The 22,196-nt window shown below is 65.0% G+C and carries 17 protein-coding genes; 8 read left to right on the forward strand and 9 right to left on the reverse strand.

Annotated features, from left to right (window positions below):
• Nucleotide 1: 1 nt before the first annotated feature.
• From FFI89_RS22725 to FFI89_RS22745, 5 genes are all read left to right on the forward strand, one after another.
• On the forward strand, nt 2-5,524 hold the full coding sequence (locus tag FFI89_RS22725; RefSeq protein ID WP_138829852.1) for a negative regulator of septation ring formation: 5,523 nt from the start codon (nt 2-4) through the stop codon (nt 5,522-5,524).
• A 181-nt stretch (nt 5,525-5,705) separates the two neighbouring features.
• Nucleotides 5,706-7,301, forward strand: a complete 1,596-nt coding sequence (locus FFI89_RS22730) for a flavin monoamine oxidase family protein (RefSeq protein ID WP_138829853.1) — start codon at nt 5,706-5,708, stop codon at nt 7,299-7,301.
• A 4-nt stretch (nt 7,302-7,305) separates the two neighbouring features.
• Nucleotides 7,306-7,752 (forward strand): cytochrome c, encoded by a 447-nt coding sequence (locus FFI89_RS22735; protein WP_138829854.1) that lies wholly within the window; start codon nt 7,306-7,308, stop codon nt 7,750-7,752.
• Nucleotides 7,753-7,774: 22 nt separating this feature from the next.
• On the forward strand, nt 7,775-8,260 hold the full coding sequence (locus tag FFI89_RS22740; protein ID WP_138829855.1) for a RidA family protein: 486 nt from the start codon (nt 7,775-7,777) through the stop codon (nt 8,258-8,260).
• Between the two features lie 13 nt (nt 8,261-8,273).
• Nucleotides 8,274-9,704 (forward strand): M20/M25/M40 family metallo-hydrolase, encoded by a 1,431-nt coding sequence (locus FFI89_RS22745; RefSeq protein WP_210249020.1) that lies wholly within the window; start codon nt 8,274-8,276, stop codon nt 9,702-9,704.
• Between the two features lie 26 nt (nt 9,705-9,730).
• Here FFI89_RS22745 and FFI89_RS22750 read toward each other — a convergent pair whose 3' ends face one another.
• From FFI89_RS22750 to FFI89_RS22760, 3 genes are read right to left on the reverse strand one after another with little or no spacing between them, the layout of a single operon-like run.
• Nucleotides 9,731-10,633 carry an MlaD family protein gene (locus tag FFI89_RS22750; RefSeq protein ID WP_138829856.1) on the reverse strand — a complete coding sequence of 301 codons (903 nt, stop codon included), beginning with the start codon at nt 10,631-10,633 and terminating at the stop codon, nt 9,731-9,733.
• 9 nt (nt 10,634-10,642) lie between these two features.
• Nucleotides 10,643-11,413 (reverse strand): ABC transporter ATP-binding protein, encoded by a 771-nt coding sequence (locus tag FFI89_RS22755; RefSeq protein ID WP_168212998.1) that lies wholly within the window; start codon nt 11,411-11,413, stop codon nt 10,643-10,645.
• A 2-nt stretch (nt 11,414-11,415) separates the two neighbouring features.
• Nucleotides 11,416-12,549: an ABC transporter permease gene (locus FFI89_RS22760; RefSeq protein WP_138829858.1), complete on the reverse strand. Its 1,134-nt coding sequence runs from the start codon at nt 12,547-12,549 to the stop codon at nt 11,416-11,418.
• Between the two features lie 141 nt (nt 12,550-12,690).
• On the opposite strand from FFI89_RS22760, the gene dgcA reads away from it, so the two are divergent.
• Nucleotides 12,691-13,698, forward strand: coding sequence for an N-acetyl-D-Glu racemase DgcA (gene dgcA, locus FFI89_RS22765; protein WP_138829859.1), 1,008 nt, complete (start codon nt 12,691-12,693; stop codon nt 13,696-13,698).
• Nucleotides 13,699-13,727: 29 nt separating this feature from the next.
• Here the strand turns inward: dgcA and FFI89_RS22770 are convergent, their stop codons facing one another.
• The gene (locus tag FFI89_RS22770; RefSeq protein WP_138829860.1) at nt 13,728-14,924 is read right to left on the reverse strand and encodes an MFS transporter; all 1,197 of its coding nucleotides are present in this window, start codon (nt 14,922-14,924) and stop codon (nt 13,728-13,730) included.
• A 75-nt stretch (nt 14,925-14,999) separates the two neighbouring features.
• Here FFI89_RS22770 and FFI89_RS22775 point away from each other — a divergent pair, with 75 nt between their 5' ends.
• Nucleotides 15,000-16,334 carry a hypothetical protein gene (locus tag FFI89_RS22775; RefSeq protein WP_138829861.1) on the forward strand — a complete coding sequence of 445 codons (1,335 nt, stop codon included), beginning with the start codon at nt 15,000-15,002 and terminating at the stop codon, nt 16,332-16,334.
• 109 nt (nt 16,335-16,443) lie between these two features.
• Here FFI89_RS22775 and FFI89_RS22780 read toward each other — a convergent pair whose 3' ends face one another.
• From FFI89_RS22780 to thiD, 5 genes are all read right to left on the reverse strand, one after another.
• Nucleotides 16,444-17,673: a cytochrome C gene (locus FFI89_RS22780; RefSeq protein ID WP_138829862.1), complete on the reverse strand. Its 1,230-nt coding sequence runs from the start codon at nt 17,671-17,673 to the stop codon at nt 16,444-16,446.
• A 165-nt stretch (nt 17,674-17,838) separates the two neighbouring features.
• Nucleotides 17,839-18,828, reverse strand: a complete 990-nt coding sequence (locus FFI89_RS22785; RefSeq protein WP_138829863.1) for a threonine/serine dehydratase — start codon at nt 18,826-18,828, stop codon at nt 17,839-17,841.
• A gap of 111 nt (nt 18,829-18,939) precedes the next feature.
• Entirely contained in the window at nt 18,940-19,998 is a 1,059-nt protein-coding gene (locus FFI89_RS22790) for a glycosyltransferase family 1 protein (RefSeq protein ID WP_138829864.1), read from the reverse strand.
• Nucleotides 19,995-20,807 carry a UDP-2,3-diacylglucosamine diphosphatase gene (locus tag FFI89_RS22795; RefSeq protein ID WP_138829865.1) on the reverse strand — a complete coding sequence of 271 codons (813 nt, stop codon included), beginning with the start codon at nt 20,805-20,807 and terminating at the stop codon, nt 19,995-19,997. The genes FFI89_RS22790 and FFI89_RS22795 overlap by 4 nt, the downstream gene beginning before the upstream one ends.
• 173 nt (nt 20,808-20,980) lie before the next feature.
• Nucleotides 20,981-21,781, reverse strand: coding sequence for a bifunctional hydroxymethylpyrimidine kinase/phosphomethylpyrimidine kinase (thiD, locus tag FFI89_RS22800; protein WP_138829866.1), 801 nt, complete (start codon nt 21,779-21,781; stop codon nt 20,981-20,983).
• A gap of 130 nt (nt 21,782-21,911) precedes the next feature.
• Between thiD and FFI89_RS22805 the strand changes: the two genes are divergently transcribed.
• Nucleotides 21,912-22,157 carry an Lrp/AsnC ligand binding domain-containing protein gene (locus FFI89_RS22805; protein ID WP_027541873.1) on the forward strand — a complete coding sequence of 82 codons (246 nt, stop codon included), beginning with the start codon at nt 21,912-21,914 and terminating at the stop codon, nt 22,155-22,157.
• The last annotated feature ends 39 nt before the right edge of the window (nt 22,158-22,196 follow it).

The following is a 22,196-nucleotide window of genomic DNA, read 5'->3' on the forward strand; positions in this document are numbered from 1 at the left end:
CATGGCGAACACTCCCAAGAAGGTCAAAGATCCCACTGAAGTCGCGCTTTCCGCCATTCAGGAAGCGTTGAACATCAGCGATACGACGGTCGACACCAGCCGAAATTCGATCGGTGACGACATGGCGCCGCCGACCATTCCCTCCGCCGCACCGTCTTATTCCGAAACGCCGTACGACACGCACGACATGCGCCAGAACACGGATCGTCCCGTGTTCGATTCGATCGAGGAGCCGCGCAGTCCCCGGCGCGCCGCCAATGACGATCGCGAAACCATTGGACAGATCCTGCAGGCGATCCAGAAGGGCCGCCCTGCCCGCAGCGTCTATACGCTTGCGACTATCTTCGGCGCCGTCTGGCTGGTCGGCTGCGCGCTTCTGACCGTCAGCTTCCTGCCCTCGCTGCAGGCCACGATCGGACAGAGCGGCGGCGTGCTGGTGCTCGGCGGCCTTGCCGCACTGTTCTTTGCGCCGGTGCTGCTGTTCTATTTCCTCGCAAGCCTGGCCTGGCGCGGCCAGGAAATGCGCATGATCGCGCAGTCGATGGCACAGGTCGCGATCCGCTTCTCCGAGCCGGAAAATGCGGCCGCCGATTCCATGGTGACCGTCGGTCAAGCGATCCGCCGCGAGGTCGCGGCGATGGGCGACGGCGTCGAGCGCGCGATCGCGCGCGCCGGCGAACTTGAAACGCTCGTCGCCAACGAGGTCTCGGCGCTCGAGCGCGCTTATACCGACAACGAAGTGCGCATCCGCGCGCTGCTGCAGGACATTGCCCATCAGCGCGACAATCTGGTCGGTCAGGCCGAACAGGTTCGTAGCGCCATTTCCGGCGTGCAGATCGACCTGCGCCACGATATCGCGCTGATCTCGGACGCGATCGCCTCCCGCGTCGACGAAGTCGCGAAAAGCATCACCGGGGCTCTCGAAGAGCGCGGCCAGCATATCACCAGCGCCTTGAGCCATGCCGGCGACAACATGATCCTGGCGCTCGGCGAACGCGGCGGCGACCTGCTCGACCGCCTCGAGGAAGCCAGCGCCGAAACCACCCGCGCCGTGCTCGACGCCTCGGAACGCCTGACCACCAGCCTCAACTTCAAGACCGGCCACGTCCACGACGAGTTCGTCGATCTGGCCGACCGCGTCCACGAAATGCTGAACGAGCGCATCGACCGCATCACCGGCGAGTTCGAGCAGCGCTCCTCGACCATCGTCGACGGCATTTCGGATCGTACCGAACAGGTTCACGATAGCCTGAAGAATTCCTCCGACTCCCTGCTGCTCGAGCTCGAGCTGCGCTCGGGCGACCTCGTCAGCAAGATCGACGACGCCGGCAATCGCCTCGCGACCCAGATCCTCTCCTCCGGCGACAAGGCCAGCGACGCGCTGGATGTCACGGTGAACACCCTGGTCGCCAAGGTGATCAGCCAGACCGAAACCGCGCACGACAGCCTCTCGCTGCAGATGAACGCCTTCGACGAACTGGTGAAGAACCAGGGCGGCGAGTTGGCGGAAAAATTCTCCCGCGACAGCGGCACGCTCGGCGCGCTGATCACCCGTCACATCTCCGAATTCGATCGCACCGTCAAAACCTTCGGCGGCGAGATCGTCGAGCGGATGGGCCAGCGCACGCAGCAGATCGGCGACAGCCTGAAGAATTACGTCGACACCTTCGACACCCGCCTGACCTCGAACGGCGGCGAGATCACCGCGTCGCTCGATCAGCGCCTGCTGCAGTTCGAAACCACGCTCGGCAGCCGCGTCACCAACCTCGATAGCTCGCTGGACAAAAAGATCAGCACTCTCGACAGTTCGCTGGACAGAAAGATCAGCCATCTCGACAGTTCGCTGGACAGCAAGATCAGCCATCTCGACAGCTCGCTGGACAGCAAGATCAGCCATCTCGACAGTTCACTCGATACCAGGATCAAGTCGTTCGACGAGACCATCGATGGCCGCCTGAAGTCGCTGGAACTGACCTTCGATACCCGCGCGAAGTCCGTCACCGAAACCATCGACGGCCGCCTCGGCACGCTGTCGACGTCGCTGACCGAAGGCGCAGCGCAGGCGATCCAGTCGATCGACTCCCGGCTGGGCCTCCTGACGTCCACGCTGACCGACGGCACCGCGCAGGCGCTGGCGGCGGTCGATCATCGTATCACCAACGTCATTGAAACCGTCGATGGCCGCAGCACCCACCTGACCGACACCATCTCGGCCCGGTTCCAGGAAATCCACCAGGGCATCGAGACCCGGGTCGGCGCGATCGCCAGCGACATCGACACCCGAGTTGCCCAGTTCGAAGACCTGCTGGGTTCGCGCGTCGAAGCCGTGGCCGGCCGTATCGAAAGCAGCGGCCGTCAGGCCAGCGATGACCTCATGGCGCGCGCGGAATTGTTGTCCTCGGGCATCAAGTCCCACGTCGAGGACGCCGAACGCTCGCTCACCAACCTCGTGGTCAACACGTCGGAGACCATCCAGACCGGCGCGCGCGCCGCGCAGCAGGCGCTGCTGACCGTTTCCTCCGATGTCGGCGCCCAGCTCAGGCTGACGTCGGCGGAAGTCGAAGCTTCCCTCACCTCCGTCGGCACCGAGGCCGCGAACTCGATCCTGACCAGTTCCCGCGATGCCCAGACCACGCTGGTGTCGGCGTCCTCCGATGCCGCCTCGCAGATCAAGTCGCTAGCCGCCGACGTCGAGCGCACGCTCTCGGCCGCAGGCAGCGCCACCGCGGCGTCGGTTCTCGCCGGCGCACGCGAGGCCCAGACCGCGCTGGTCACGGCGTCCTCGGACGCGGCAAGCCAGGTCAAGTCGCTCGCCGCCGACGTCGAACGCTCGCTCTCGATCGCCGGCACCTCGACCGCCGAGGCTGTCACCGCCGGCGCACGCCAGGCACAGTCCACGCTGGTCGCGGCGTCTTCCGAAGCGGCCACTCAGGTCAAGTCGCTCGCCGCCGACGTCGAGCGCTCGCTCTCGCTTGCCGGCACCGCCACCGCCGAGGCCATCACGGCCGGGGCGCGTGACGCCCAGAACACGCTGATGACGGCCTCCAGCATCGCAGCCGATCAGGTCAAGTCGCTTTCCGCCGACGTCCAGCGCTCGCTGTCGTTGGCCGGAACCGCCACCGCGGAGGCGATCACGTCGGGTGCACGCGAGGCCCAGAACACCCTCGTCACCGCTTCCGCCGATGCGGTGAGCCAGGTCCAGTCGCTCGCCGCCGACATGCAGCGCACGCTGTCGATGGCCGGCAACGGCACCGCCGAGGCGATCACGACAGGCGCCCGCGAAGCCCAGAACATGCTCGTAACGGCGTCCACCGACGCCGCCAACCACGTCAAGTCGCTGGCGATCGACGTCGAACGCACGCTAAGCGCGGCAGGTGCCGACACTGCGGCCTCGATCCTCGGCAGCGCGCGCGAAGCGCAGAGCTCGTTCGCTGCAACCTCCGGCGACGCGGCAAACCAGATCAAGGCGATTTCCGCCGACATCGAGCGTTCGCTGAGTAACGTCACGGCTGCTACCACCGACAACATCCAGACCACTGCGCAGAGCGCGCAGAGCGCGCTGATTGCCGCTTCGAACGAAGTCAGCTCCAAGGTCAAATCGACCTCGGCCGATCTCGAGCGTTCGGTTCTCGCCGCCAGCAGCAATTTCGGCTCGACGATGACCGGCAAGACCGACGAGATCGTCACCTACGTTCAGCAGCAGACCGATCGCCTGGCGCAGATCGTCGACAGTCGTCGCGGTTCGCTGGTCGAGGCGCTCGCCACCAAGACCACGCAGCTCACGACCGACATCGACCGCGTCACTGCCGACGCCCTGAAGTCGATCGAGACCCGCGGCAACGCGTTCTCGCAATCGATGGCGACCCACGGCTCGGAAGTCGCGCGCACGATCACGTCGGCCGGCGACCTCGCCACCGGCGCGGTGGCCAAGTCGCTCAAGGATCTGGAGCAGTCGTCGCGTTCGGCGATCGACCAGTCGCGCCAGGTTTCGATCGCGGCCGTGACCGAAATGCAGGAGACCAGCAAGATCCTGCGCACCGACACGGTGGCGCTGTTCGAGCGGCTGCGTGAAGGCAACATCCTGCTGCAGGAAGTGCTGACCGGCGCCCACGACAATCTCAACTCGCTGGAGCGTGCGCTGGTGACCCGCGTGGCCGACTTCGTGTCCGCCATGAACGACGTCACCTCGCGCAATGGCGTCGCCACCCAGACGCTGGAAGACCAGTTGACCGTCTTCAACTCCAAGACGACCAAGGCACTTGAAGATCTCGGTGCGCTGTCGAGCCAGTTCGACAGCCATGGCAAGGCGCTGGTCGATGCCGCGGCTGTGGTCGAACAGGCCAACCGCTCGACCACCACTTCCGTCGCCGATCGCAAGTCGCAGCTGGAGTCGCTGGTGACCACCATCGACCTGCGCACCACCGACCTCGATCAGCGGCTGTCGCGCTTCACCGGCCTGCTCGACGAATCGCTGGCCGCCGCCGAAGAGCGCGCCCGCGACATCGCCCGCGTCGTCGCCGAGACCGCGGGTGCGGGATCTGCGGCGATCAGCCGGCAGTTCGAAGCGGTGCGGGCTGCCGCCGAAAACGAACGGCATCAGACCCTCGACGCCATGGGCGAGCTGTACCAGCAGAGCGCCGCGGAAACCGACGCGATGTTCAAGCAGTCGACCGAGAAATTCGGCACGATGGTGCAGGCCATGAAGCAGATGGCTGCCGAGATGCACAACGAGCTCGAAGCCACGCGCAACGAACTGCGCCGCGGCGTGCTCGAAATGCCGCAGGAGGCCGCCGACAATACCGCGCAGATGCGCAAGGTGATCGTCGACCAGATCGAGGCCCTCGCCGAACTGAACCGGATCGTCGCCCATCACGGCCGCGGCCTCGACGTCGTGCCCCAGAGCCGCGCCAGCGTGCAGCGCCAGGACGAGCCCGTGATGGCCGTCGCCGCCGGCGGCCGCAACGAAGCCCGCATGCGCGATACCGGCAGTGCATCGACCCTGCCGCCGCCGGATCTCGGGATGCCGTCGCGCCGCACCGAAGCGCCGCCGGTCTCGCCCGCGAGCCAGGAAGGCGGACGCGACGGTTGGCTATCCGATCTCCTCAACCGCACCGACGCAGGCGGGCCCACCGGCCGCGAAGCGCCGCGCGGCCGCCCGGCGCAAGGCGGCCAAAGCCAAGGACCTGCCAATCCGCTGGAATCGCTGTCGCTCGACATCGGCCGGCTGATGGATCGCAACCTCGCCGCCGAGATGTGGGATCGATATCAGCGTGGCGAGAGCAAGGCGTTCTCCAAGCGCCTCTACACACCGGCCGGCCAGAAGGCGTTCGACGAAGTCGCGCGAAAATACCGCGCCGACCGCGGCTTCAAGCAGACGGTCGATCGTTACATCGCCGAGTTCGAGCGATTGCTCGACGAGGTCGCGCGCGAAGATCGCGCCCCCCAGGCGCTGCGCGGTCACCTGACCTCGGAAACCGGCCTCGTCTACACCCTGCTCGCGCATGCGGCGGGACGGCTCGGATAACTCTTGAATCTGATTGCAGAATAAGAAACGGAGGCCGTACGGCCTCCGTTTTGTTTTTTGGCAGACCCGGTCGTTCGCCGAAAAAGTTCGCTCGACGGTTTGCACGGACGCAAGCCAGTCCCTATCTGTTCAATCCGAGAGAGCGCCCGCAGGAAGCGCTTCGCACGAAACCAGGCTGGCCATGCCGAATGAGAGCGAGACAGTAAGCCGGCGCGATCTGCTGTCGCTTGTGGGTTCGGTCGCCGGCAGTGCCGCGATGTACCAGGCGATGACCAGCCTCGGCTTCGCCTCCGAGTCCAATTACAAGGGGCCGATCAAGCTCTCGGGCGATACCAAAGGCGCATCCGTGCTGGTGCTCGGCGCGGGCCTCGCCGGCATGACGGCAGCGCTCGAGTTGCGCGCCGCCGGCTACAAGGTCCAGGTGCTGGAGTTCAACAGCCGCCCGGGAGGTCGCAACTGGACCATACGCGGCGGCGACCGCTTCACCGAACTCGGCGGCGCGACGCAGACCTGCGGCTTTGAGGACGGGCTCTATCTCAATCCGGGGCCGTGGCGGATTCCGTATCATCACCGCGCTTTGCTCGATTACTGCAAACGACTCGGCGTCGCGCTCGAGCCCTTTATCCAACTCAATCACAACGCCCTGCTCCACGCCTCGACAGCGTTCGCAGGCCAGCCGCAGCGCATTCGCGACATCAAGACCGATTTTCAAGGGCACGTATCGGAGTTGCTCGCCAAGACAACGCAACAAGGCAAGCTCGACGAGGCCGTGACAGTTGAAGACAAGGAAATCCTGCTGCAGGCGCTGCGCTCCTGGGGCGCGCTCGACAGGAATTACGCGTACCAGGCCAATCTGATCTCGGCGGATTATCGCGGCTACGCCAAAGACCCCGGCGGCGGGCTCGGCGCGGCGCCGATCGCCGGCGAGGTCATCAAGCTCCAGGATATCCTGAAGTCCAGGCTTTGGGGTTACTTGCGGAATTTCACCCTGCATCAATTCCAGACCACCATGTTTCAGCCGGTCGGCGGCATGGACATGATCGGCAAGGCGTTCGCGCGCGAGGTCGGCGATCTCATTCAGTACGACGCCAAGGTCACGCAGATTAAACAAAACGATGGCGGCATCACCGTCAGCTATGTGAATTCCAAAACGCCATCGACGCCACAGATCGCGAAAGCGGACTGGTGCGTCTGCACGATCCCGTTGTCGATCCTGAGCCAGATCCCGACCGACGTCGGTCCGCGCATGAAGGCAGCAATCGACGCGGTGCCGTACGCGTCAGCGGTCAAGATCGGCCTCCAATTCAAGCGCCGGTTCTGGGAAGAGGACGAGGCGATCTACGGCGGCATCTCGTACACGGATTTGCCGATCCGGCAGATCTCCTATCCCAGCAGCGGATTCAACCGCAGCGGCCGCGGCGTGCTGCTCGGCGCCTATGTGTTTGAGGGCGCCAACGCGTACGAATTCACCTCGATGACGCCGGCCGACCGGATCGCGCGCGCGGTCGAATTCGGCGCCCGCATTCACCCGCAATACGGCGCCGAGTTCGAAAACGGAATGGCCGTGGCCTGGCACCGCGTTCCCTTCGCGATGGGATGCGCGGGAAGCTGGAGCGAGAAAGCGCGGGCGGAACATTACGACAATCTGTGCCAGATCGACGGCAGGATCGTGTTGGCGGGCGAACACGCTTCCTACATTCCGGCATGGCAGGAAGGCGCGATCTTGTCGTCGCTCGACGCCATTACGCGGCTGCATGAACGCATCGTCAGGAAGTGATGCAATGGGCTCCCGTCCGATCGAACCCGCGAGATGGACCCTGCTCTTTTCAGCTATCGCGGCCGCAGGCATGGCCATGGCGCCGGCATCAGGCGTGAAGGCGAACGAAGAAGCGCGGTCGCGGCCTCTGGCGGCGCTGAGCACGGGCTTCCGGTTTACGGAGCAGACCGGAGAGGATCTGTTCGCCAGCGCCTGTCAGGGTTGTCACATGCCTGATGGAAACGGTGCGGCCGGCGCGGGCACCTATCCATCGCTGTCGAAAGACAGCAATCTCGAGACCTCAGGCTATCCGGTTCACGTCGTCGTCAGGGGCCAGAAGGCGATGCCGCCGGTCGGCGCGATGATGAGCGACGACCAGGTCGCCGCCGTCGTCAATTATCTGCGCACGCATTTCGGCAATCAATATACCGATGCCGTCACGGCCGAGGACGTCAAACGTATCAGGCCTTGATCGGCCACATGGGGAGAGGAAGATGAAAAAGGAAATGCTGACGCTGGCCGCCTTGCTGCTCGGCTCAAACGTCGTCCACGCCGAAGTCGTCCGATATCCAATTCCGAATTCGACGTTTCCGATCGCCCAGGCCGTAAAGGTCTCCGGTGACGCCGTCACGCTGTATGTGAGCGGCCAGGTGCCGCCCGTCATCAACAAGGACGTTGAAGCCACTAGCCCGCAGGCCTACGGCGATACCAAGACCCAGACCGTCGGCGTGCTCAACAGGATCAAGCAAATTCTCGAAGGCCAGGGCCTCGGCATGGCCGACGTGATCAAGATGCAGGTGTTCCTGGTGCACGACGCCCGCGCGCCGATGGACTTCAAGGCGTTCATGGAGGGTTACACCCAGTTTTTCGGCGGCGCGCAGCCGAACCTTCCGGTTCGGTCGGTCTTCGGTGTCGCAGCGCTCGCCAATCCCGGCTTTCTGGTCGAGATTGAAGTCGTCGCCGCCAAGGACTCGAAATAAGAGGATGAAACCGATGCGCCTGTTGACGGGTTCGAATTTCAAATTGCCTTGCGTTGCTGCGGCCATGTCGGTGGCTTTGGCGATATCAGGCACGGCCGCGGCCGAAGGCCTGAACCCCAACCAGCAACGGGCGCTCGATATCTACAAGGAACTGATCGAGATCAACACCGTGACGGCAACCGGCGACACCGCCAAGGCCGCCGAAGCCATGGCCGCACGGCTGCGCGCGGGCGGCTTTCCTGATGCCGACGTTCGCGTGTTCTCGCCGGCGCCGCGCAAAGGCAATCTGGTCGCGCGGCTGAAGGGAACTGGCGCACGCAAACCGATCCTGCTGGTGGCGCATATCGACGTCGTGCCGGCGCCGCGCGAGGACTGGTCGACCGATCCGTTCAAGCTGGTCGAGCAGGACGGCTATTTCTATGCGCGCGGCAGCGGCGACGACAAATACATGGCGGCTTCTTTTGTCGCCAATCTCATTCGCTACAAACAGGAAGGCTACAAGCCCGACCGCGACATCATCCTGGCGCTGGAGACCGACGAGGAAATTCTCGACAAGGACGCGCTCGGCATTCAGTGGCTGCTGAAAAACCACCGCGACCTGATCGATGCGGAATTCGCTCTCAACGAGGGCGGCCCGGTCGGGCTGAAGGACGGCAAACCGCTGCGCAATTCGCTGCAGACCAGCGAAAAGGTATCGGTGACCTACGAACTGGCGGTCAAGAACAAGGGCGGCCACAGCGCCATGCCGGTCAAGGACAATGCGATCTATCGCCTGGCGGCGGGACTGACCCGGCTTTCGGCCTTCAGCTTTCCGCTCAATCTCAACGAGACCACGCGCGCTTATTTCGAACGGACCGCGCAGATGGAAGGCGGCCAGTTGGCCGACGACCTGCGCGCCGTGCTGTCAGGCCAGACCGATCCGGCTTCGGCGCCGGTGGCGCGGCTATCGGCCAATCCCGGCTATAACGCGCAATTGCGCACGACCTGCATCACCACCATGCTGCAGGGCGGCAGCGCCTTCAACGCATTGCCGCAGCTTGCGACCGCCACGGTCAATTGCCGGGTGATGCCGGGCGAGCCCATCGATGGCGTCAAGGCGACGCTGGAGAAGGTGCTCGGCGACGACCAGATCGCGGTTACGCAGATCGATCAGCCGACGCTGAGCGCGCCTTCCGCGCTCAGCGAGGGGATCGTCGGGCCGATCACGAAACTGTCGGCCGAGTTCTTTCCCGGCGCGGTGGTGTTGCCTGTCATGAGCGCCGGCGCCACCGACGGCAGCTACCTGCGCAACGCCGGCATTCCGACCTATGGCCATTCCGGAATGGCCGGCGACATCGCTGAATCGCGCGCGCACGGGCGCGACGAGCGGGTCCTCGTCAAATCGTTTTTCAACGGCAATGAGTATCTGTACCGGCTGGTGAAGGAGTTTGCCGGCGGACGATGAGCCGTATGCACGCGGCAGATAGACTTCTACTGCCGCTTCTGCCCGCTCGCCGCAGCCGCCGGTTTGGGCGCTGCCGCTGCCGGCCTGGCTGGAGCCGACGCTTCCGCGGCCGGCGCGCTGTTGTTGCTGCCGCCGAAGATCACCCGGCTCGGGTTGCGGTCGAAATTGTTCACGGCGCGGCTGATGTCGCCAAGCGTGCGGCGGCCATCGGAGATCAGCGCCGCCGACCGCTTGTCGAAATCGTCGGCCAGTTCACGGATCGACTTCACCATCAGGTTCAACTCGCCGCCGGCGGTGCCGCCCGCGATCGTGTTCAGCCCGAGCATCAGGCTGTCCGCCTTGCCCATCACGCCGTCGACCTTGAGCATGACGTTGTCGATCTTCTCGGAGTTGCGCGCCAGCGCCGAGGTGAAGGTTTCGAGATTCTTCAGCGAGCTCTTCACCGATTCCTGGTTGTCGGCGACGATCCGGTTGACGTTCTGCAAGGTGGCGCGGATCGCCTCGGTAACGTCCTGCAGCGCGTTGGGATCGGCGGTCAGCACCGGCACGCCGTCCTCGTCGAGCGGCACCGAGGGGGCGGCTTCCTCGCCGCCCTTCAGCGAGATCGCGGCGACGCCGGTCAGGCCCTGGAACTCGAGGCCGACCAGCGTGTCTTTGCGGATCGGGGCGTTGTTCTCGACCATCGCCAGTGCGACCACACGACGCGGGTTATCGAGTTTAACCGAGATAACTTCCCCTATCCGGATACCGTTGAAATTGACGCTGCCACCGTTGCGCAGGCCGGAGGCCGGGCCTTCGAACACAATGCGGATCGGGCTGCGCGCCTTGGTGGTGTGCAGGCTCTGAAACCACAGCACGAAGCCGAAGGCGGCCGCGATCACCGCCAGCGTGAACGATCCGATCAGGACGTAATTCGCCCGCGTTTCCATCAATTACTCCTAGACCACAACGGCGCGGGCGCGCTTGCCGTTGAAATACTGGTTCAGCCAGGGATGCTTCGAGGCCTTCATGTCGGCGATCGATCCTGCGGCAATGATCTTACCGTTCCCTAAAACGGCGATGCGATCGCAGGCCGTATAAAGGCTGTCGAGGTCGTGGGTTACCATGAAAACGGTCAGGCCCAAAGTACGCTGCAGGGTCCGCACCAGTTCGTCGAAATCGCCGGCGCCGATCGGATCGAGCCCGGAGGTCGGCTCGTCCAGGAACACAAGTTCGGGATCGAGCGCGAGCGCGCGCGCCAGCGCCACGCGCTTGACCATGCCGCCCGAGAGTTCCGAGGGAAAACGGTCGGCGACCTCCGGCTTCAGGCCGACCATGCCGAGCTTGGCCACCATGATCTCGTCGAGCAGCCGCTGCGAAACCTTGAGATATTCGCGCACCGGAAACTGGATGTTCTGCCGCACGGTGAGCGAGGAGAACAGCGCGCCCTGCTGGAACAGGATGCCCCAGCGGCGCTCGACGCCTCTCCGCTCGGCGGTGTTGGCCTTGTCGAGGTCGACGCCGAACACCTCGATACGGCCGGCGAGTTTCGGCACCAGACCGATGATGGTGCGGGTCAGCACCGACTTGCCGGCGCCGGACGGACCCACGAAGCCGAGAATTTCCCCGCGCTTGACGTCGAGGTTGAGCCCGTCGAGCACCCGCGTCGTGCCGAACTGCACGGTGATGTCGCGAACCCGGATGATGGCGTCGGAGATTTCGTCCGCCATAGTCACATTCCGATCGATGCGAAGAAGATGGCGAACACGCCATCCATGACGATGACGAGGAAGATTCCCTTCACCACCGAGGACGTGGTGTGCTGGCCGAGCGATTCAGCGCTGCCCTGCACCGCCAGTCCCTCGACGCAGGCGACGATACCGATCACGGCGGCCATGACCGGCGCCTTGATGATGCCGACGATGAAATGATCGATCGAGATGGCGTCGCGCAACCGCAGCAGGAACGCTTCGGGATCGACGCCGCCATAGAGCCAGGCCACGAGGCCACCGCCATAAAGTGCGGCCATGGCGCCGAGGAACGCCAGGATCGGCAGCGCCAGCACCAATGCCAGCATCCGCGGCAGGATCAGCACCTCGATCGGATCGAAGCCCATGGTGCGCAGCGCATCGATCTCCTCGCGCATCTTCATCGAGCCGAGCTCGGCGGTATATGCCGAGCCCGAACGGCCCGCCACCATGATCGCGACCAGCAGCACGCCGATCTCGCGCAGCACCAGCACGCCGAGCATGTCGACGACGAAAATATCGGCACCGAATTGACGGAAATGGAAAATGCCTTGCTGCGCGATGATGCAGCCGATCAGAAACGTGATCAGCACCACGATCGGCACCGCGCGCCAGCACACCTGTTCCAGGTGATGGATAGTGGAGGTCAGGCGGAAGCCGCGGGGATGGATGACGACGTTGCCGGCCGCGGCCAGCACCGCGCCCAGCATGTCGATCAGTCCGACCAGGGTGCCGCCGACCCCGGCCACGCTGCGGCCGACCTGCTCCAGCATGCCTGATATCGTCACCGCATGGCTGTCGACGACGGGCTGCGCCTTCACCCGGCGAACCTCGTCGACCAGGCTGGAATAATTGGCCGAGAGGCCTGCGATCTTGGCCTCGACGCCGCCCTGGGTCAGGCTGCGGCGCAGCCGCTCGATCAGCCAGGCGCCGAAAGTATCGAGCTTCGACACCTGGCTGACGTCGATGAAAATGTTGGGCCGGCTGCCGCCGAGCTTCTCGGCGTCGGTCACCAACCGCTCCAGCACCGGGGCAAAGCGGGCCGTCCACGAGCCCGCCGCGCACAAGGCAAGCCCGTTCCCGCTGGCGATCCGCTCCAGTGTCGGGTCTCCGTTCACGATGCCCGCCCCCCGACCGGCTCGCTATCGATGCAAAAGATGAGGTCCCGCACGCCGCACTGCCTTGTAGAATCTGTCCCTAACCAGCCATAGTTGGTTGCGGCGGGCAAGCTTACGGTTCAGAAATTGCAAGATTTTAAAATGACTTCCACCCCATCCGGACGACTTGCCCGACAACTTGCCGCAGCCATCGAACGCTGGCCGATCGCGGGTTCCTTCACGATCAGCCGGGGCGCCAAGACCGAGGCGGTCACCGTGGTGGCCGAAGTCAGCCAAAGCGGGCGGTCCGGGCGCGGCGAATGCGTGCCCTACCCGCGCTACGGCGAGACCCCGGAAGCGACGCTGGCTGCCCTTGTGGCGATGCAGGAGCCGCTGGCGCGAGGACTGGACCGAAGCGGCCTGCAGGCCGCGATGCCCCCAGGCGCCGCCCGCAATGCGCTGGATTGCGCGCTGCTGGACCTCGAGGCCAAAGCCGCGGGCCAGAGGGCGTGGACACTGCTCGGCCGGCCGGCGCCACGATCCTGCACCACTGCCTACACGATCTCGCTGGGTACGCCCGAGGCGATGGCGGCGGCAACCGCCAAGGCGGCGCGCCGGCCGCTGCTCAAGATCAAGCTCGGCGGTGACGGCGACGCTGCGCGGATCGCGGCGGTACGGAAGGCCGCGCCCGAATCCGAACTGATCGTGGACGCGAACGAAGCGTGGACATCAGATAATCTCGAGCAGAACCTAAAGGCCTGCGCCTCTGCCGGCGTGACGCTGGTGGAGCAGCCGCTGCCGGCCGGCAAGGACGAGGCGCTGGCGCGCATCAAGCGGCCGATCGCGGTCTGCGCCGACGAAAGCGTGCACGACCGCGCCTCGCTGGCCGGCCTTCGCGCGCGCTATGACGCGGTCAATATCAAGCTCGACAAGACCGGTGGCCTGACCGAAGCGCTGGCGATGGCCGACGCCGCGCAGGCGCTCGGATTTGAAATCATGATCGGCTGCATGGTCGCGACCTCGCTCGCGATGGCGCCGGCGATGCTGCTGGCGCCGCAGGCGCGCTTCGTCGACCTCGACGGCCCGCTGTTGCTGGCGCGCGATCGCGACGACGGCCTGCGCTACGACGGCAGTCTGGTCTATCCGCCGGAAGCAGCGCTGTGGGGCTGATGAGCTACTTTCTATTTTGACGCGTTTTCTTAACGCGAACCGGTACCCACTTCGCTTGAAAACGCTTTGTGGCGCGCGGACCACATCACGCTGGCTGCAACCAGCGCCATTGCCGCCATCATGTAGTAAGCGCCCGGCCCGTAGCGCGCATAGACCATCCCCGACAGGATCGACGCCGTCATGCTGACGATGCCGCCACAGGCGGCGAGATAGCCCTGCCCGCGCGCCATCAGGTGGATCGGCACGTGACGCACCAGCAGTCCCATGGTGCCGACCTGGGTAATGCCGTAGGTCAACCCGTGCGCGAGCTGGACCACACTGAGCACCGCCAGCGACGGCTCCAGCGCCGTGATCGACCAACGCGCCACCGCGCTGAGCGCGCCGATCACCACCAGCGTCGAAGGCTGCAGCGTGAAGCGCGGCGACAGCGCGAACACCACGATCTCGGCGAGCACGCCGAGCACCCACAGCCCGGCAATGGTCAGTCCGCCCAACCCCAATCCCTGCCAGGTGATGGAGGCAAACGCGTAATAGGCGGCGTGGCTGCCCTGGGTCAGCGCCGAGGCGACGATGATGGCGAGAAAGCCCGCATCGCGCAGCAGTGAAGTCGCGCCCTGGACCGCCGCCGGCGCCGGCTTGGGCCGCTCCAGCGGCTGCAGCCCCAGGCTGGCGACGGCGCCGAGGCCAGCAATCGACGCGATGACCCAGATCAGGTGCCTCGCCGCGACGATATCGACCAATAGCCCGCAAGTTAGCGCGCCGACCACGAAGGCCGCCGAGCCCCACAGCCGCATCGGCCCATAGTTCAGACCGTAGCGCGCCACGCCGCGCAGCGCATAGGCATCCGTCAGCGGCAGCATCGGTGTCCACAGCGCGCAGGTGGCGGCATAGGCCAGCAACACCGCGAACGGAAGATACTGGGTGCCGATCACGGCAAAGCCCAGCGCGGTCGCGAAGGCGGCAACAATCAGGGCGCCGCGCAGCGAATAGCGCTTCTCGGCAGCACCGGTCACGAACGGAAGCACCGTGAACCGCGTCAGCGCCGGCACCGCGGAGATGATCCCGATCCACGAAGCATCGATGCCGACCGCCTTCAGCCAGACCGTGAAAAACGGCAGGTGGGTACCCATCGTTCCGAACGTTGCGCCGTAGAACAGCGCCAGTCGGCCAGCGAATCGCTTCGATGCACCTTGAGAAGCGATGGGGATTTGTGATTCGCTCGGCATCAATTCAATTGCGATTCGCCCGATATCGTGATGTTCGTTATCGTAACGCGCGGTGATTTGCGCGAAGAGTTTAGCATGGCCGACGAAGCATTTGCCCTTTCGCCGATCTCAGCACGCGCCGCGCTGCCGGGCGAGGAGGACTATGCCGCGATCAGCGAAGCCTTCATGGAGACTTCGCGGGGCCGCTGGTTCCTCACCGAATATGCCAAGCGCAACCGCAATGCCGACACCCGCATGGTGCTCGACGCGGTGGCGCGGATCGAGCAGAGCCTCTCCGCCCAGAAGGAAGAGACCCTGGCCGCGCAGCGCGAAGGCCTTGCGGCACAGCAGCAGGCCGCGGACGCCGCCGCTGCCAAGTCCGCGGCTTCAGCCGCAGCCGCCGCGGCTGAAGCCTCCGACAACCGCCTGAGAGCCGCACTGGCCACTATCCGCGTCGCCGTCGAGGCCGCGCAGGCTTCCGCGACCGAGGCGCTGGACGGCCTCGCGCTGGAGCAGCGGCAGGCCGCCGTCCGCAAGGGCGCGCGGGTGCTGCGGGAGATCGCCTGGCGGCTGCGGGAAATCGGCAATGACAGCCGAATCTGCGACCTGATCGATTCGCAGGTCGCGGTGATCGAAAAGGCCTCGGAAGAAATCACCACCGACGAGGCCAAGGCCGCGCTGGGCGCGGCCTTCGCGGCGATCGGGGGCCGGCTTGCGGAAGTCGGCAGCAACGATCGCGCGCCCGCGCCGGCTGCGGAAACCGCCACACTCCACACGCCGCCTGCGGCGATGGCGGAGACGGTCGAGACCACCGCTACGCAGGAAGCGGCTGAGGCTTCCGTGGTGTCGTTCGCCGAACCAGCCGAGGTCGAGGCCGCCAAAGCTGTGATCGTCGAGACTGTGACCGTCAAGGCTGCGACCGCCGAGACTGATTATGCGGAAGCCGTGCACGCCGAGGCTACGCGTGAGACTTCGCTTGCGGAGACTGCGCCGGCGGCCGCGCCCCTGGATACCGAAGCATTTGGGGTGACTGAGGTCACCGATACCGAAATCGCCGACACCGTCGTCACCGACGAGGCCGCCGACGCCCATGACGAGGCCATCCTCGACATGATCGCGATGGAGATGGGCGCGCCGGATCCGATCGATGATGACGAGATCGCCGAACAGGCCCAGTTCGCCGAGCCCGCGCCGGTCGAACAAGCCATCGTCGCGGAAGTACCCGAACCGGTCGCAGCCCCCGTCGAGCCACCGGTTGAGATGCCGCCGCAGCGCGCCGTCGAAGCGGTTGCCGCACCCGCGATCGAGATGTCACTCGGCTCGACCATTCTCGCGAGCGGCATGTTGAGTAAGGCTGCCAGGCCGGCCAACGACCCCTTGGCGCCAATCCGGCGCATGAGCCAGGTCGAGAAGATCGCGTTCTTCTCCTAACTCCGACGGCAACGCATTCCCCACGGAACGGTTCGTTCCGGGGCCGACACGGATTCAGGGCAGAGCAGCCAATGCTCGGCCCGCTTCGTTTTCGGTGACGAAACTCGCGCTACTTGATTTCAACCAGCCCGACCTGGTTGGTCAGGCTGTCCGCGATGACAGGATTGCCGTCGGGCGTGACATCCATATTGCGGACGATGTCGCCACCGCCGGGGATCGCCCAGCTCTGGAATTTCTCCGTCGCCGGGTCGAACCGCACGATCGTGTTCGGCTTCGCCGCGGATTCCGAATACCACAGCGCGCCCTTGGTAAAGACGATGCCGTAGGGTTCCGATTTCGCGCCGCTCGGCGAAGGCCACTCCTTCACATCGCCGGTGGCGAGATCGAGCCGGCCGAGCTGGCCGCCGGCAAAATCGACATACCAGACCATGCCGTCGGGACCGATGGCGAGACGGCGCGGCCGCGCAGCCGCGCGCGGCAGCGTGTACTCCTTGATCGTCAGGGTTTTCGGATCGACGGTCGCGACCTTGTTGGTGCCGAATTCGACAACGACAGGCACGCCCTGGGCGTTGATCTTGAGGCCATAGGGCCGTGCCCTCGGCGTCGGCGGGGTGAGCAGCTTGATCGCGCCGGTCGCCGGATCGAGCCGCCCGATCATGTTGGCCTGCTGCACGGTAAACCAGAGGATTCCGTCCTGATCGAAGTTAAGCGTGTGCGGGTCCCTGGCGTTGGCGTCGGGCAGCGGATATTCGGTGACGACGCCGGAGGATGGATCGAGCTTGCCGATCAGGCCCGCGGTGTTGCCGGTGAACCAGATGTTGCCGGACTTGTCCTCCGCTAGTCCATGCGGACCGGTGAGCGCCGACTTCATGGTGTATTCGCGGATCGCTCCGGTCTTGGGATCGAGGCGGCCGAGCTTGTTGGCGAGCTGGCCGGTCCACCAGATCGAGCCGTCGCGCGCGGCCAGCGGATCGTGCGGTCGCGAACCCTGCGTCGGCACATCCCACATCAGGATATTCGCCTTCACCGGTCCGTCGATGATGGCGGCCTCCGGCCGCGACCGTTCGGGGAAATTCCTGATGAGGTAGTCGGTCATGGCGCCCCACTCCTCGGCAGGGACAGGCGCATGCGCGTTCTGCATCATGCGCACGATGGTGAGCCAGCCTTCGGCCGTATAGCCGACGCGCACGCGGTTGATGTCGTGGCAACCGTCGCAGGTCGCAACGAACCGTGCCTTGCTCGGCCCTTCCGGCCATTCCTTTTGGGTGTACTGGGCCTGGGCCGCAGGCGCGCCAAGCGCGATAACGAACGACAACACCGTCAGCGCAGCGTTCCGCATGCCATCCTCCCCGAAGCCCGGTTTAATCCGGGCCTTTTCGATGAATTTCGTTGCGGGCAGCCTCGCCGCGGTTGCGGCATCCGTCAAGCCACTCCCGTTCAATCGTGATTGAACGGCGGGGTCGCGCCCGGTCGAGGTTGAGGTCTTGCTGGGGCTACGTCCGGTTCAGGCCACCAGCCTGGCGAACAGGTCGGCGTCGACATTGCCGCCGGAGAGCACGATGACGACATTCTTGCCGCGCACGTCGATACGGCCGGCCAGCAACGCCGCAAGGCCGACGGCGCCGCCGGGCTCGACCACCAGCTTCAATTCACGATAGGCATAGGCAACCGCGGCGCCGACTTCCTCGTCGGAGGCCGTCACGCCGTTCGCCAGCAGCTTGCTATTGATCGAGAAGGTCAGTTCGCCGGGGATCTGCGCCATCAGCGCATCGCAGATGGTGCGGCCGGCGGCATGATGGGCCTCGCGATGGCCGGCACGCAGTGACAGCCCGTGGTCGTCGTAGTCCTTGGGCTCGGCGACGATGATCTGGGCTTGCGGAAATTTTGCCTTCACGGCGGTCGCCACGCCCGCGATCAGGCCACCGCCGGACGCCGGCGCCACCACGATATCGGGCGACAATCCAAGTGCAGCCATATCCTCGGCGATTTCCCGGCCCGCGGTGCCCTGCCCCGCGATCACGAAGGGATCGTCGTAAGGACGCACCAGCGTCGCACCACGCTTGGCGGCAATGCCGTTAGCGATCGCCTCGCGGTCTTCCTTGTCGCGGTCATACAGCACGACCTCGGCGCCATAGCCTTTGGTGCGCTCGCGCTTGGTGACAGGTGAATCGAGCGGCATCACGATCGTCGCCTGCATGTTCAGAATCTGCGCCGCCGCGGCCACGCCCTGGGCATGGTTGCCGGACGAGAACGCGACCACGCCGCCGCTGCGCTTGTCCTGCGGGATCGACGACAGCTTGTTGAAGGCGCCGCGGAACTTGAACGACCCGGTCCGCTGCAGCATTTCGGGCTTCAGGAACACCTTGGTCCCGATGCGCTCGTTGAGAACGGGGAACGACAGCAACGGTGTTCGCACCGCATAAGGCGCAACCACCCGCGCCGCCGCATCGATATCCGCAGCGCCGACCGCTGCAATTGGGGCTGGTTCGGTCATGCCAGCGTTGTATCGCGCCGGCGGAGCGCGGGGAAGACAGTTTCGTGCATGATCCCGAAAAGTGGGAACCGGTTTTCGGAAAAGATCATGCACCGACTGAAAAACGTGAAGTCAGGCGGCGAAATGCGGATCTTCCGCCACAAATTCGACCGCAGCGCCTTCCGCGTCGGCCGAGCCGATATTCTGGGCATGTTCGACAAAGACGCGCGCCGAGGCCTGCCAGGTGTGTTCGGCGGCGAATTCGATGCAGGTCTCGCGCGGAATATGCAGCGCTTCGAGGCACGCCTTGCGCAGATCGTCGCTCAGGACGCCCACCGGCGCGGAACCGATCACATCGCGGGGACCGGTGACCGGGAACGCCGCCACCGGCAGGCCGCTAGCAAGCGCCTCCAGCAGCACCAGGCCAAAGGTGTCGGTCTTGCTGGGAAAGACGAAGATATCGGCGGCCGCGTAGATTTCGGCCAGTTCCTCGCCGTGCCGCGCGCCGAGGAAGACGGCGGCCGGATATTTACGCTCGAGCGCCGCGCGCGCCGGCCCGTCGCCGACGACGAGCTTGGTGCCCGGCAAATCGAGGTCGAGGAAGGCTTCCAGATTTTTCTCGACCGCGACGCGGCCGACACTGAGAAACACCGGCGTCGGCAGGCAGAGGTCGATGTCGCGCGGATGGAACAGCGAAGTATCGACGCCGCGCGACCACAGCACCACGTTGCGAAAGCCGCGCATGCGCAATTCGGCCGCGAGCGCCGGCGTCGCCGCCATCACCGCCTGGCTCGGCCGATGGAACCAGCGCAGCACGCGCCAGACCCAGGATTCCGGGATCGATGAACGCGCCGACACATATTCGGGAAAACGGGTGTGAAAGCTGGTGGTGAACGGCAGGCCGCGCTTGCGGCAATAGCGCCGCACCAATAGGCCAATCGGACCTTCCGTCGCGATATGGATGCTGTCGGGTTTTGCCGCATCGATCAGCTCGGCGATCTTCCAGGGACTCGGCAAAGCCAGCCGCAAATCGGGATAGCTCGGCATCGCAAAGGTCCGGAACGACTGCGGCGTCAGAAAGCTGACGTCGACGCCAAAGCCCTTGGCCGCTTCCGCCATCGTGGTCAGCGTCCGAACCACCCCGTTGACCTGGGGATGCCACGCATCGGTCGCGACCAGGATATGCGTCATGCGGCGCGCGCCGCGACGCGGGGAACCGGTGCTTTCAGGCGCAGCGGATCGGTCCAGGTGATGATTTCGAACTTTCCGTCCTCGTGTTCGGCGAGCGCGGTGCAGCTCTCGACCCAGTCGCCGCAGTTCATGTAGCGGATACCGTGCTCGTCGCGGATGGTGGCGTAGTGGATGTGGCCACAGATCACGCCGTCGGCGCCGTGACGCCGCGCCTCGCCGGCTAAGGTCTTTTCGAACGCGCCGATATAGTTGACCGCGTTTTTGACTTTCAGCTTGGCCCATTGCGACAGCGACCAATAGGGCACGCCGAACATGCGCCGGAAGAAGTTGACCAGCCGGTTCATCTGAATGGCAAAATCATAGGCCTTGTCGCCGAGATGGGCGAGCCAGCGCGCGTTCTGCACCACGAGATCGAAGATATCGCCGTGGATCACCAGATAACGCTTGCCGTCGGCGCCCTCATGGATGGTGTTTTCCACCACGTCGATGCCGCCGAAATGCGTACCGTAATAGTTCCGCAGGAACTCGTCGTGATTGCCCGGCACATAGATGACCTTGGCGCCCTTGCGCGCCTTGCGCAGCATCTTCTGCACGAAGTCGTTATGCGATTGCGGCCAGTACCAGCCGGATTTCAGCGCCCAGCCGTCGACGATATCGCCGACGAGATAGATGGTGTCGGCGTCGTGGGTTCTGAGAAAGTCCAGCAACCGGTCGGCTTGCGAGCCGCGGGCTCCGAGATGGACGTCGGAGATAAACAAGGTGCGAAAGCGCCGCTCGGGGCTTTCTTCACTCAAGGAGTCACTACCCATGCGCCAGCACCTACCGGATTCATGTGACGGGGCGATGACGCTTCATGCGACGATTGGCATCACGAGAATCAGTCTTGCGCCCCTGGTAATCGCGAATATCAGCGCGATGCGACAATGAGGCGACATGCCACGGCGGACCCGTGATTTTGCGCTAGATGCGGCGAGGGAACTATTCAGTAAAACTTCTGGAAATGATGGATCGGGCCGTGGCCATGGCCGACGCTGAAACGATCCGCTGCGGCGATCGCGGCACTGACGAAGGCCTTGGCGTTGCGCACGGCGGTTTCCATGGCTTCGCCTCTGGCGAGACCTGCCGCAATCGCCGACGACAGCGAGCAGCCGGTGCCGTGGGTGTTCCTGGTGGCGACGCGCGGCGCCGCCAGCGCGATGACACCCTTTGCATCGATGAGGTAATCGATGCTCTCGCTGCCCTCGCCGTGGCCGCCCTTGATCAGCACCGCCTTGCATCCCATCGCCAGCAGCCGCCGGCCCTGATCTTCGACCGCGGCCTCGCTCATCGCCACCGGCTCGTCCAGCAGCGCCGCCGCCTCCGGCAGGTTCGGCGTGATCAACGCGGCGCGCGGAATGAGTTTGCTGCGCAACGCCTCGACCGCCTCAGAGGCCAACAGACGATCGCCTGAGGTAGCGACCATCACCGGATCGAGTACGACATGTTGCGGCGACCAGCGCGTCAACCCCGCAACGATGGCGTCGATCACCGCCGGCTGCGCCACCATGCCGATCTTGACGGCGCCGACCGCCAAATCGGAAAACACCGCGTCGATCTGCGCGGTCACGAATTCGGCGGGCACCGGATGGATGCCGCTGACCCCTTGCGTGTTCTGTGCCGTCAGCGCCGTAATGACGGAGGCGCCATAGACCCCGAGGGCGGCGAACGTCTTCAGGTCGGCCTGGATGCCGGCACCGCCGGAGGAGTCCGAGCCGGCAATCGTCAGCGCGATCGGCGTCGTCATTTCCGGGCTCGCGTCGATGGTGTGTTCGGGGCCATAAGGTGTCCTAGCGCGGCAGACTATTGGCAGCAAGTTGGCTTGCTATCAGCCGCCGTTTTTGGCCTATTGGGGCACAGATTTTCGGAGACATGCGATGGTTCCCTTCTTCGTCCAGTTCAAATGCAAGCTCGGCCAGTCCTATGCCGTCGCCAATGCGCTCGCGGAAGCCGAGATCGCCTCGGAGATCTATTCCACCGCCGGCGACTACGATCTGCTGGTCAAGTTCTACGTCGACAACGACACCGACATCGGCCACTTCGTCAACGAAAAGGTGCAGGTGATTCCGGGCATCCAGGACACCCACACCATCATCACCTTCAAGGCCTTCGGCCCGGGCTAGGGTTTCGGCCCGCCCCCACAATTGCCGTCAAAAATTCGC

The sequence above is a fragment of the Bradyrhizobium sp. KBS0727 genome (assembly GCF_005937885.2).
GTDB lineage: Bacteria > Pseudomonadota > Alphaproteobacteria > Rhizobiales > Xanthobacteraceae > Bradyrhizobium.